Below are 13,573 nucleotides of genomic sequence, written 5' to 3' on the forward strand. Positions count from 1 at the left end.
TTTCATATTGATGTTTTCTAATCTGCGAAAGCAAATATTACATTTGATCTAAAGTCTTTTTAACCTCCGTTGCTTTGTCCAACTTACCTAACTTAATATAAACCTCTCTTAAGGTAGTTAATGTGTTTACATCTTTAGGATTTAGCTCTCTAGCTTTTTCTAATAAAGGCATTGCGTTTGACAACTCTGTTTCAAATTTCTTTTTTAAATCGTTGTACTTAGCATCTGAAGCCTTGTTTTGAGGCAATTTATTTGCAGCAGTAATATAATCATTACCCTTATTGATGTAAATAACGGCTAGGTTATAAATAGCGTCTGTATAAGCTGGATCAATTTCTAACGCTTTTTTGTAAGCTTCTATAGACTTATCGCTTTGCTTATTAGCAGAGTAGGCAATCCCCGCAACAAAGAGTAAAGTCTTGTTCTTTGGATCTTTCGCTATTGCGTTCTCAATTTTCGAAATCTGCTTTGAAGTTTCTCCTCTATTTAAATAGATGTTAAGCTCATCAAAAATCAGATTCATGTTTTCTGGATGCAAAGCTCTACCTTCTTCAATCACTTTAAGTGCGCCTGCAGTATCTGCTTTAGCAATATAAACGCGTTCCAGTTCCTGGTATAATCCTGGGTTTTTTGGATTTAATTTGATGGTTTGCTTGTAGTACTTAATTGCCTCATCATACATTTGCGAGCTGTTTGCAGCAATTGCAGTGTACATATTAAACAACGAATCCTCTGGCATTACGTCGGCAATAAACTTGAAAGATTTATAAGCTTCTTTATAGTCCTTTTTGTTGAAAGCGGCAACACCTCTATTTTGCATCATAATCGAAAGGTTCTTTTCTGCACTTTCGGTAATTTTAGCATACTCTTTTTTTCCGTCCAATGTTTTCGCTTTCGTGATTGCTTCCTGTGCTGAATCAAAAGCAGAACTTGCATTGGCTTTGTTTACCGTATCTGTAACAGATATTGAAGACAATATCAACGACCTATAAGCCCAAAGTTCTGCATTATTCGCTGTTTTTGAGTTTTCAACGGCTTTATCTGTAGATTCCTTTGCCAGTTTTAAAGTCTCCAATTGTTTCTTCATTGGAGTTTTGGTTTGCATACCAACTTCATAAAGGGCATAATTATTTTTTGCTGCACTAATTTCGCTCTTTTGGGCATTAGCTGCAAAAAAGAAGGAAACAAGCAGCATGCTTAAAATTGTCTTTTTCATCTCTGAACTTTTTTCTGTTTATTATTTATTTAATCTTCGTTTTTATCTTCTTCTGTTTCGTCATCGCCCGCAACATCGTCTGCTTCGTCATCTTCAACTTCATCTGTACCACCTTCTGCTACATCTGTTTCATCAATAACTACTGCTTCTGTTTCCTCTTCCTCATCATGCTGAACTTTAGCCACAGATGCGATAGAATCTTCACCTTTAAGGGTAATCAACCTAACGCCTTGCGTAGCCCTACCCATCACTCTTAAGTGACTCATGGCGATTCTAATCACAATTCCAGAGCGGTTAATGATCATCAAGTCATCAGTATCTGTAACGTCTTTAATAGAAACTAATTGTCCGGTTTTCTCGGTTACGTTAATGGTTTTAACACCTTTTCCACCTCTATTTGTTACACGGTAATCTTCAATATCGGTACGTTTTCCGTAACCTTTTTCAGATACCACTAAAATAGTGCTTTCAGAATTTTCGATACTCACCATACCCACAACTTCATCTTTATCATGTGCTAACCTAATTCCACGAACACCAGTTGCGGTACGTCCCATTGGTCTAACCGTAGATTCGTTGAATCTAATCGCTCTACCAGAACGTAAAGCCATCACAATTTCTGATGATCCCGAAGTTAGGTTCGCTTCTAATAGTTCATCATCATCGTTAATGTTAATGGCGTTAATTCCATTTGAACGTGGACGACTGTAAGCCTGTAAACTTGTTTTCTTAATGGTACCTTTTTTGGTACACATGATAATAAAGTTGTTTTCTAAGTAATCCTGATCTTTCAGGTTTACCACTTTAATGTACGCTCTTATGCGCTCATCTTTATCAACGTTAATGATATTTTGTATTGCTCTACCTTTACTGGTACGTGAGCCTTCCGGAATTTCAAATACTCTTAACCAATGGCATTTTCCTTTATCCGTAAAGAACAATAGGTAATTATGGTTTGATGCAACAAAGATGTATTCGATAAAATCATTATCTCTGGAATTAGATCCTAAACTTCCTTTACCTCCACGTCCTTGTGTGCGGTATTCTGTTAAAGGAGTTCTTTTGATATAACCTTCTCTAGAAATTGTAATTACTACTTCTTCATCTTCAATGAAATCTTCGGTCATCATCTCTGCAGCCGAGTGTACAATTTGAGTTCTACGCTCATCACCGTACTTTTCTTTCATTTCCGCCAATTCGTCTTTGATGATCTGCATACGCAAACCTTCATCAGCTAAAATTGATTTTAAGTAATCGATGGTTTTCATCAACTCATCATATTCGTCTTTAATCTTGTCTCTTTCCAGACCAGTTAAACGACGGAGCGTCATGTCCAAAATAGCTCTCGCCTGTAAATCAGACAAAGCAAACTGAGCCATTAAGCCTTCACGAGCTTCTTCAGGTGTTTGGGAAGCTCTAATTAACTTAATTACTTCATCTAAATGATCTAAAGCAATTAAATAACCTTCTAAAATATGTGCTCTTTTCTGAGCCTCTGTTAATTCAAACTGCGTTCTTCTAACAACAACCTCATGGCGGTGATCCACAAAATGGCGGATACAATCTTTCAGGTTCAGCATCATTGGTCGGCCTTTAACCAACGCAATGTTGTTTACACTAAAAGAAGTTTGTAAAGCGGTATGCTTGTACAGGTTGTTTAAAACAATAGCTGCGTTCCCATCACGTTTGATTTCGTAAACGATACGCATTCCCTCTCTATCAGACTCATCTCTGATCTCAGAAATTCCTTCAATTTTCTTCTCATTTACCAATTCAGCAGTCCGCTCAATCATCATGGCTTTATTTACCTGATAAGGTATCTCGCTCACAATAATACGTTCTCTGTCGTTTGGTAAAGTCTCAATTTCGGCAACACCACGCATCATCACACGGCCTCTACCTGTTTCAAAAGCATCTTTAACGCCTTCGTAACCGTAAATGATACCGCCTGTAGGAAAATCTGGAGCTTTAATAAACTCCATCAACTCTGGAATGGTAATTTCTGTATTTTCAATATAAGCTACAATCCCGTCAATTACCTCTGTAAGGTTATGTGGCGCCATATTGGTAGCCATACCTACCGCAATACCAGACCCTCCATTAACCAAAAGGTTAGGGAATTTGGACGGTAAAACGGTTGGCTCCTGCAAGGAATCATCAAAGTTTAAGCGGTAATCGATGGTATCTTTGTTGATATCTGCCAACATTTCCTCGGCCATTTTCTTGAAACGGGCTTCGGTATAACGCATTGCTGCGGGCGAATCACCATCAATAGAACCAAAGTTACCTTGCCCATCCACCAAAGGATAGCGCAGAGACCAAGTTTGTGCCATACGCACCATGGTGTCGTAAACGGAACTATCACCGTGTGGGTGGTACTTTCCTAAAACCTCCCCCACAATACGGGCAGATTTCTTATAAGGCTTATTACTTGCCAAACCTAAATCAAGCATACCGTAAAGTACCCTGCGGTGAACGGGTTTTAAACCGTCTCTTACATCTGGTAAAGCTCTGGAAACAATAACCGACATCGAATAATCGATATACGCCGATTTCATCTCCTCCTCAATATTAATTTTAATGATTTTGTCGTGTTGTCCTTCGTTCTGATCCGTTTCTTCAGCCATGTTCTGTTTTAAAATCTAAATTGCAACAATTTTAAAAAAAGTGTTTTGCGAAGTTAACAATTTAAGGCAAATAGACCAGCTGTGTTGATAATTTTTTACCCAATGTTTTAGGGGAGATTTTAGATTGAGGGATAAAATTTGAGGCCTATAGGGTGCGCTATAATTACTTGTTTTTAAGGACTAAAATCTGAGAAATGGTTTGTCTCTCACTTTTTTAGGCTATTCAATCTCGACCAAATGAAAATTGGCGAAATTTCTTTTTTGAAAGAAGTCAATTGGTAGTTTTCAACAACAGACAGTCCCCGGCTTTCCGCTGTATTTTTTTGTTTGTTTTTATGTAAATTTTTAGGGCAACAAAAAAGATGTCGCTTCAATCCGGCTTAGGTACTCGGGTTCAGATGGGTTAACAGAGTGCATCATCTCCAACCAACAACTCTATCTCCAAGCCCCCCTGCATTCGTTTGGCTCACCCTACAGATTACCCTCGTACCTGGTTCGGGATGACCGCATTGGTTGAAAAAAAGCAAAACCCCATTCGTTGCCGAATAGGGTTTTGAAAAAATCAATCAATCAATCAATCAATCAATCAATCAATCAATCAATCAATCAATCAATCAATCAATCAATCAATCAAGATCTTAGTATTTTACATTTTCGGCATTAAAACCGCATCAATCACATGAGTAACACCGTTACTAGAAACAACATCAGCTGTAGTTACTTTGGCATTACCTACCATTACAACACCATCTTTAATTGAAACTTTTAGTTTTTCACCTTCAACTGTAGTTAATTCCATACCGTCTGTTAAGTCAGCTGCTTTTAAAGCGCCTGTAACAACGTGGTAAGTTAAAATTTTAGCCAATTTACTTTTGTTTTCTGGTTTTAATAAACCTTCAACAGTACCAGCCGGCAAAGCATCAAACGCAGCGTTAGTTGGTGCAAAAACTGTAAATGGCCCTGCTCCGCTTAAAGTTTCGGCAAGATCAGCAGCTTTAACGGCCGCTACTAAAGTTGTGTGTTCGCTAGAGCCTGCAGCATTTTCAACAATGTTCTTAGATGGAACCATCATTGCGCCACCAACCATAACGCCTTCTGTTTCCATAGCCATAGAATCAACTGCCATACTGTCCATCGCCATAGTGTCTGCGTTCTGGTCTGCTGTTTTGTTACTGTTACAAGCTGTAAATGTGGCGCCAATTAAAGCAGCTACCATTACCAAGCTTAAAAATGTCTTTTTCATGTTATTAGTTTTGAATGTTTTACCCACTTACGCAATTATTTACGGTGTGGTTTTTAATCAGTTAAATTTTATAACAATGAAACCACGGAATTGTTTCAAATTATTGTTTGATCAATCTAGCAACAAATAGTGTATCTGCTTTAGCTTGATAGCCTTCAATTAATTTTTGCTCTTCCACCTTCAGGTTAAAACTATTGCATAACCAAGTTACCTGTTCTTCGTTTTCTGATTTAAAAACAGAGCAGGTAATATAAATTAACGGCTTTCCAACCTTTAAATACTTCAACACATTGGTGGCAATTTTTCTTTGTAACTCCGTGTAAAATTTAAGTTTGCTTTCGGTAAACGAGGTGATCATCTCTGGAGTTCGGCCCCAAGTGCCTGAACCGCTACAAGGCGCATCTAAAATAACCCCGTCAAATTCGTAATCATGTAATAACAGATCTTGGTTTTGGGTTAAATCCAATACTTTACGTTGATAACCTTTAATTCCGGCAAAGAAAAAACGCTCTCTCAAATTTTCTAAAATTGACTCCCGGTTATCGGAAACCAATAGTTTTACAGTAGGTTCTTCATCATGCAAAAGCAAAGACTTTCCGCCCGAAGCGGCACAGCAATCCCACCATTTTTCCCATTTATTGGGTTTAAAAAATTTGCCTACTTTTTGCGATGAAACATCCTGTACCTCATAAATTCCCTGATCGGTAATTGCCTGATCTAGCTTTGTACCGTTGGGCAACGCTAAAGTTTGATCATTTACTTGATCGAAAACTAAAGAGGCACTTCTTAACAAGTTCGTTATTTGCTTTTCTTTGCCTCTTTGCATACGGATATACAAATCTGGCTGAACAAAAAACGATTTATAAAAACGTTGTTTATCAACTGCATCATCCAATTTATTATTGAACGGAAAAACATCTGACAGATTGAAATCCGGGAATTTATTTTTCAGCAGTTCTAATTTATCATCCAGACCTAAGTGGATAAATTCCTCAAATTCTGGCTTATAATAGGCGATAAAAGAATTGGTTTCTGTGTTGCACAAAAACTCGGCAACAGAAAGTCTATCGGCTAAAGTTTCATTGGGTAAAGCCTTACCTAAACGGAAATAGTTATAGATTAAATGGCTGGCAACCCGCCTATCTTTAGAGCCCATCTGCTTATTTTGCCGATAGTATGTTGCTAAAAAACGATATAAGGGCTGGTCAAATGCAAACTGATTTAGAATGGTCTCTACAGTTGCTAATTGATGAAATGCTTTCATCTTAATCTACTTTTATTAATTGTGCGTTCTCGTATTTCAGCATCATTAAACTGCTGTTATAATAGCCTGTTTTACTATCCTTTTTAAAATGGAAATCGTTATGAATACCATCGAAACTGTTATTCAATAAACCATCCATAAACTGGTGCTGTTTTTTGTTCATCAGCGTAGCAAAATAGTAACCAATATCAAAACCTTTAAACGCATATTCGCTAGGTTCTAAAGAAAATTTGGAACGATAATAATTCACGAAAGATTTACCACGATTCGATTGATAATCAATCTGGTAAGACGATGTAAGGTAAGCATTGATACGCTCCATTTGCTGAAAATCCAAAAACGTAGCTTTTTCCCAACCGGGATGACCAATTACCGCTATTTGAAAATTACGGCTGGCTTTTTCTAATTCTTTGAAAATAGTTAACAGAAAAACTCGGTCGGTGGAGGGCAACACAATTACGTTTAAACCGGCTGGGTTAAGGTGTTTATAAACGTTTTCGTAACCAATGGCCTTGATACCAAGCTCTGAAACGGAGATACCTTTTGCTAAACTGTCCATTCCTTTTTTAAAGGGGATAGCGTATTTGTATTCATCGGCTTGGCCACTTCTTATCAATAAAACTTTTTTAGGTTTTAAATCGCTTTTGATAAATCGGGCAGCTTTATAAGCATGTTGATCTAAAGAATTATTTACGGTAATAAGGTAAGGGTTGTGAAACAATTCTGGGTCTGATGCTGCCAACGGTGAAACCATTGGTTTTTCCATATTTTTACTGTAAACCGAGAAAGCTTTTATGCCATTAGGAAATACCGGACCTATAATTAAATCGGAGTTCTTAATAGCGGGTTTCATGGCTAATGCACCCAATGCCGTAGGATTATCGTTCGAATCAAAAACCTGCAACTTAAAATCTACATTGCTATTTTGGTTGGCAACCGAATCTAAAGCCATTTTAAAACCCTGATAAAAATCAATGGCAATCTCCGCTTTTCGTAAATCAGCAACTTCTGCCGTTCTATAATTTATAGACTTTAACTCAAAAGGTAAAATCAAGGAAATTACCATTTCTGGCTTTTCCTTGATTTTCTTTATAGGTTGCTCTTTTTTGGTGTTGTTCTCTTTAGTTTTTTCTTCGACTTTTGGTATTTCTGGCTTTTTAACAACGGGAACAGTTTTGGGGGAACAGGCGGAGACAAAGTAAAAAGCTGAAAGTAAAAAGCAATAAGTAGCGGATTTTAAAGTCATTGGTTTATTTAGTCATTAGTTCATTTATTGAGTAGTGAGTAGTGAGTAGTGAGTTGGCAAAACATTCTGCCGTTAGTTCGTAAAGAGTTCATTTAGTTCAGTAGTCATTAGTATAAGGATACAACTAGTCATTACCGTTAGCAGGTAGCCCCCTCTCCTTCGGAGAGGGTTGGGGTGAGGCTTTTATTCCCACTCAATTGTTGCTGGTGGTTTTGAACTGATATCATACACTACTCTATTTATTCCTTTTACATTATTGATGATCTCGTTAGAGATTTTCGCCAATAGTTCATAGGGTAAATGACTCCAATCGGCTGTCATCCCGTCCACAGAACCTACCGCTCTTAACGCAACAACGTTCTCATAAGTACGTTCGTCGCCCATTACACCAACCGACTGTATCGGTAAATAAATAGTTCCTGCCTGCCAAACTTTATCATACCAGCCAGATTCTTTTAAATTTTTGATGTAGATGTAATCTGCATCTTGCAAAATCTGTACCTTTTCTGGTGTAACATCGCCCAAAATACGGATTCCTAAACCTGGGCCAGGAAATGGGTGGCGATTTAAAATATCCGCAGGCAAACCTAAAGCCTTTCCTACCCTACGCACTTCGTCTTTAAACAAAGATTTTAACGGTTCAACAACTTTAAGTTTCATAAAGTCAGGTAAACCACCTACGTTATGGTGAGATTTTATAGTTGCAGACGGACCTCCGTTTACAGAAACAGACTCAATTACATCTGGATATATGGTACCTTGTGCTAACCATTTTACATCAGAAATTTGGTTGGCTTCTTCATCAAAAACTTCGATAAAAACCCTACCAATAGCTTTCCTTTTTAATTCTGGATCTGTTAATCCGGCTAAAGCATCGTAAAATTTTTGTTTTGCATCTACGCCTTTTACGTTTAAGCCTAGTTCTTTGTAAGAATCTAAAACCGATTCGAACTCGTGTTTACGCAACAAACCGTTATCAACAAAAACACAATGTAAGTTTTTGCCTACTGCCTCATGCAAAATTAAAGCGGCTACAGACGAATCTACTCCGCCAGATAAGCCTAAAACTACTTTATCATCATTCAACTGTTCTTTTAAAGCTGCAATGGTTTCTTCAGCGAAAGCGAAAGGAGTCCAATCTTGTGTGCAACCGCAGATATCCAAAAGGAAGTTTTTCAATAGTTGACTCCCGTCTGTTGAATGGGTAACTTCTGGATGAAACTGGATACCGTAAGTTTGGGTGCCTTTAATTTGATAAGCAGCCACTTTTACAGATTCTGTACTGGCTATAATTTCAAAATCTGCGGGAATATCTTTAATGGTATCGCCATGAGACATCCATACTTGCGAATGCGCAGGCATATCTTTCATCAAAGCGTTGTTGGTATGAACATATTCGAGATTTGCTCTACCATATTCTCTAATTTCCGAAGGAACAACCTGTCCGCCAGAATGTTGTGCAATATATTGCGCTCCATAACAAACACCTAATAAAGGTAGTTTTTTATGAAACTGTTGAAAATCTACTTGTGGCGCACCTTCCTGACGAACAGAAGAAGGACTGCCCGAAAGAATTACACCTTTGGTAAATTCATCTATTTCTGGAATTTTATTGAATGGGTGGATTTCACAATAAACATTTAGTTCACGCACTCTTCTTGCTATCAATTGAGTGTACTGAGAACCAAAATCGAGGATAAGGATTTTCTCTTGCATGGGCAAAGATAAAAATTTTTAGGTGCTACGGGACAAAATTAGAAATTTGATACGGTTTATTAATTTAACCTTCGTAATTTTAAAACCGAAGCCTAAAAAGGCAAATATCCAATTTGATGAAGAAAAATTTACTCGGCATATTTACGATTGTTCTTTTGCTTTTTAGTGTAGCCACCTGTGATTATATCCCAAACAGAACTAATATTATTACTGCCAGTAGAAGCGTTATTGACACTGGAGTTAGGTACATTGTAGTACAACGCGACACCAGCAAGCCAGCCCCCATTATAAATTTGGATAGCGTTTCTAAAAAAAAGACAGACAGTTTAGCACTTACAAAACAGCCCGATACTATTGCAACAGCAGCTAAACCTATTGAAAAACCTACTGGTGCCGCAAACCCAAAAGTTACCGCCTTAACGGATTATGCAAAAAGCATGATTGGTAAACCTTACGTTTATGGCGCTAATACACCCGAGAAAGGTTTTGACAATTCGGGCTTTGTAAATTTTGTTTTCAATCATTTTGACATTAAACTGCCTAAATATGCTCCTGCGTTTATTACCGTGGGCGAAAACGTTGTACCATCCGAAGTTATGGAGGGAGATATTGTGCTGTTTTCTAAAACGGATAGCGTTAAAAAAGTGGTTTATCAAGTTGGGATTGTAGTTTCTACCAAGGGGAGTCCGGTAAGTTTTATACATGCCAGTGCAGGTAAAATGAACGGCGTTGGAGTGAGTGCCTTAAGTAGCTATTATCAAAAAAAAGTAATGGGGTTTAGGAGGATGTTTTAAATTATGAATGGGCAGTTAGAACTTGCTGATTCAGCAAAAGAACAAAATTACCTAACAGGTTTTTAACTGTTTTAAAAAAAAGACGACATTAAATGCTTAGAAAACTAAAGTTAACTTACATCCTCTACAATATTTTCAATAAGAGAAAGCTGACTCATAACCTAAAGCTGTATAAAAAACTAGGTTTAAAGAAGTTTTACTTTTCTCCAATTTCAAGCAAAGACTTTAAGAATCTTGACAAAAACCTTCTTAACGAATCGGGCGCTGTATGTAACTTAGCGGACACTAAGCTTTTCAAAAATATAGATGAGCGTTCCCAACAAAGTCTGCTTGGCTTTGAGCAAGAGGGTTATGCAATTTTAAATCAACATTTACCTAAAGACACAATTAACGCTATCAATACCGAAATTGAGAACTTGCTTGCACAAAAGAAAGTGAGTTTTAATAATGCAAATAAAATTATGTTTGCTATCCACCAATCAAACTTTTTGAAAAGCATAGGAGAAGATGAGAACCTTTTAGCACTGCTATCATCAATAATGGGTGAGGAAGTGAAGTTATTTCAAAGCATTAACTTTAAAATGGGGAGTGAGCAGCATACGCATTCAGACAGTATTCACATGACCACTTTTCCCTTAGGCGGGCTTTTGGGGGTTTGGATTGCTTTGGAAGATATAGAATTGGATAACGGACCGCTACAATATTTTCCCGGAAGTCATAAATTACCTTATTATTTAAACCAGGATTATAATAACGAAGGCAATGCGTTTCTTCTAGGCAGTAAAACGTATTCGGCTTACGAAGCTATGATTGAGGAAAAGTTGCAGGAATATTCCCAAAAAAAACAAGTTTTTACTGCCAAGGCCGGCGACGTGTTGATATGGCATGCAAATCTTTTTCATGGCGGAGAACCACATTTGAACAAAGCAAAAACCAGAAAAAGCATGGTTTTACATTATTTTGCACCCAACAGAATTTGTTACCACGAGATTACACAGCGACCAGCATTGATGGGTTGAGATAACGTTATTAATTTTCTTTACTAAAAGCTGTAAACAGAATTTGTTCCTTATCGGAACCCATAATTTTTCACAAGTGCTGGTCGAAGTATAAGCCCTACGCTCTCCTTCGACTTGGCTAAGAGTGACTGCCATTTAAACCTCAATAGATTGATTTGCGCTTCCCAATGTTCTAGAGAAATCCAAACCACTCGGCGATTGAAAAATATCTAGCTGAAAATAATGTGCTGCAGCAAAAAGATGATCAAAAATATTTGATTGTACTTCCTCGTATTCGGCCCATTTTACAGATTTTGTAAAGCAATAAATCTCGATAGGCAAACCTAAATGTGTGGCTTCTAGTTGACGAACAAGCAAGGTCATATTTTGGTTTATTCCTTGATGACTTTTTAGATAAGACTCCACATAAATTCTAAAAACACCAATATTTGTCATCCGTCTTCCGTTGATTAGGGTAGTGGTATCAAAAGTATTGGTTACATTGTAATTTTCAATTTCCGATTGTCGGTTACTTATGAAATCACTGATGAGGTGAAATTTTTTAAATGCTTCTCGCATCTCTTCATCTACGAAACGGATACTGGAAGTGTTGATGTTAATGGTCCGTTTTATTCTACGGCCTCCACTTTGTTGCATCCCTCTCCAGTTTTTAAAACTATCTGTAATAAAATAATAGGTAGGTACCGTGGTAATGGTTTTATCCCAGTTTATAATTTTTACGGTGTTTAGGTTGATGGCTATTACGTCGCCATCCGCATTGTATTTAGGCATTTCTACCCAATCTCCTACCCTAATCATATCATTGGTAGAAATTTGGATACTGGCTACCAAACCCAGAATGGTATCTTTAAAAACCAATAATAAAACCGCCGTCATCGCCCCAAAGGCACCCAAAAAGTAAAAAGGTGATTTACCTAAAAGAATAGATAATCCTAAAATAAACAAAGTAACATACAGGATTAATCGGCCAAGCTGGAAATAACTAGCAATCGGCTTATCCATAAAAAATTCAGCGTCCGAAAGGTATTCCTCTGATCCTTTCATAAATACAACGATGATCCGGAGGATTACGAAAAGAAAATAAACTTCAACAAGCTTCTCTAAAATTGGTTGCAAACGAGGAAAATCCTCAAATATGGTGGGTATTGTAACGCTCAATATCATTACAGATACTAATGAAGCCAATGCTGGAAAAAGCTTATGTTTAATCAACAGATCATCCCAACGGGTGGGTGTTTTTCTGATAAACCGCCCTACTACGTTTAACAATACTTGGCGGGTAACTTCTCTAAGGAAATAAACAAGCAAGAACGTAAGGACGAGTAAAATCAGCATGGATACATAGGGTACCGCTATTTTTAACACATCGTAGTTGGATAATAATTTTTCTATCCAGTTTTTCAAATCAATCATATTCACTAATCGCTAACAAGTGGCGAATTTACGGATTAATAAACGGGGATAAAAACTTGAAGCTAGTAGCGGAGTAAAAAGCGAGTGCTCTTATGCTTCACATAAAAGCACTTTCCAAATATGATTTTTTGCTTTTATTCAAAACACGTAGTTGATAACAATTTGAAAGCCTTATCCTATTACCCCTCTTTTCAAAAAACACATTAAGCAAGTGCTAAATAATTCATGAATAGACCAAAGGCACAAAACATTTTGAACAGACAAATAATACTAATCTGTTTTATCAAACAAGCCCATTCAAAAAACTCGTAAAAAAGCGTCAATTATAAAAAAATCGTAATTTAGAAAAACTAGTGTAGCTACTATTGAAAATAAAACCACGCCATAAACTCAAAATAGAGCTTTTGGCAAGAACGCACCTTTTACAATAAAAACGATTGAAACCAAAACTCATCATCCTCTCCGATTTATGGGGGAAAGCAAATTTTGAATGGACTGCTTATTATATCACTATTCTGAAAAAGCACTTTGAAATAAGCTACTACGATTCTTGTGAATTAGGCGATATTGACACTTTAAACTACACCGAGGATAATTTGCACCAGCAATTCAACAACGGTGGAATAGACAAAGCAGTTGAAAACCTATATAAACTGGAGCCAGAGCTATCCATCGTGTTAGGGTTTAGCGTTGGTGGTTACATCGCCTGGAAGGCGTTGTTAAACCATAAAATGACGAATCATATATTTGCTGTTTCTTCTACACGTTTAAGAAAAGAAACAACGAAACCAAACGGAAAAATCAATCTATTTTTCGGAGAAAACGATATTTATAAACCTAATAACGAATGGTTTAAAACACTGGCCTTAAAAAAACAATTGATTAAAAACGAAGGTCACAATTTTTACAGAAACCCTGTCTGGGCCGAAAAATTATGCCAAGAAATCATTCAAAAAACTACAACACAAAGCTCTTGATTTTCGATACCTTTACTTCCGAAGTAGCACCTATTAAAGTTAAAAACAATGGTGATTT

General features: G+C 37.0%; 10 protein-coding genes. 3 read left to right on the forward strand and 7 right to left on the reverse strand.

All coding sequences use genetic code 11. The features are described from left to right. Positions 1–37: 37 nt before the first annotated feature. From B176_RS0109870 to guaA, 6 genes are all read right to left on the reverse strand, one after another. Positions 38–1,216 carry a tetratricopeptide repeat protein gene (locus tag B176_RS0109870; protein WP_154647943.1) on the reverse strand — a complete coding sequence of 393 codons (1,179 nt, stop codon included), beginning with the start codon at positions 1,214–1,216 and terminating at the stop codon, positions 38–40. Positions 1,217–1,245: 29 nt separating this feature from the next. Then, positions 1,246–3,843, reverse strand: a complete 2,598-nt coding sequence (gene gyrA, locus B176_RS0109875; RefSeq protein ID WP_017258646.1) for a DNA gyrase subunit A — start codon at positions 3,841–3,843, stop codon at positions 1,246–1,248. A 646-nt stretch (positions 3,844–4,489) separates the two neighbouring features. Then, positions 4,490–5,086, reverse strand: a complete 597-nt coding sequence (locus tag B176_RS0109880; protein WP_017258647.1) for a fasciclin domain-containing protein — start codon at positions 5,084–5,086, stop codon at positions 4,490–4,492. Between the two features lie 100 nt (positions 5,087–5,186). Beyond that, the gene (locus B176_RS0109890; RefSeq protein WP_017258648.1) at positions 5,187–6,350 is read right to left on the reverse strand and encodes an RsmB/NOP family class I SAM-dependent RNA methyltransferase; all 1,164 of its coding nucleotides are present in this window, start codon (positions 6,348–6,350) and stop codon (positions 5,187–5,189) included. 1 nt (position 6,351) lies between these two features. Next, on the reverse strand, positions 6,352–7,596 hold the full coding sequence (locus B176_RS0109895) for an ABC transporter substrate-binding protein (protein WP_017258649.1): 1,245 nt from the start codon (positions 7,594–7,596) through the stop codon (positions 6,352–6,354). Positions 7,597–7,779: 183 nt separating this feature from the next. After that, positions 7,780–9,312, reverse strand: a complete 1,533-nt coding sequence (gene guaA / locus B176_RS0109900) for a glutamine-hydrolyzing GMP synthase (protein ID WP_017258650.1) — start codon at positions 9,310–9,312, stop codon at positions 7,780–7,782. A gap of 116 nt (positions 9,313–9,428) precedes the next feature. On the opposite strand from guaA, the gene B176_RS20255 reads away from it, so the two are divergent. Together B176_RS20255 and B176_RS0109910 are read left to right on the forward strand one after the other, a co-directional pair. Beyond that, entirely contained in the window at positions 9,429–10,106 is a 678-nt protein-coding gene (locus B176_RS20255; RefSeq protein ID WP_017258651.1) for a C40 family peptidase, read from the forward strand. A 92-nt stretch (positions 10,107–10,198) separates the two neighbouring features. Continuing rightward, the gene (locus B176_RS0109910; protein WP_017258652.1) at positions 10,199–11,125 is read left to right on the forward strand and encodes a phytanoyl-CoA dioxygenase family protein; all 927 of its coding nucleotides are present in this window, start codon (positions 10,199–10,201) and stop codon (positions 11,123–11,125) included. Between the two features lie 135 nt (positions 11,126–11,260). Here B176_RS0109910 and B176_RS0109915 read toward each other — a convergent pair whose 3' ends face one another. After that, positions 11,261–12,538, reverse strand: a complete 1,278-nt coding sequence (locus B176_RS0109915; protein WP_017258653.1) for a mechanosensitive ion channel family protein — start codon at positions 12,536–12,538, stop codon at positions 11,261–11,263. Positions 12,539–12,975: 437 nt separating this feature from the next. On the opposite strand from B176_RS0109915, the gene B176_RS0109920 reads away from it, so the two are divergent. Further along, a complete protein-coding gene (locus B176_RS0109920) occupies positions 12,976–13,515 on the forward strand; it encodes a hypothetical protein (protein WP_017258654.1) in 540 nt (179 codons plus the stop codon). Positions 13,516–13,573: the final 58 nt, after the last annotated feature.

Source organism: Pedobacter arcticus A12 (genome assembly GCF_000302595.1).
GTDB classification, from domain to species: domain Bacteria; phylum Bacteroidota; class Bacteroidia; order Sphingobacteriales; family Sphingobacteriaceae; genus Pseudopedobacter; species Pseudopedobacter arcticus.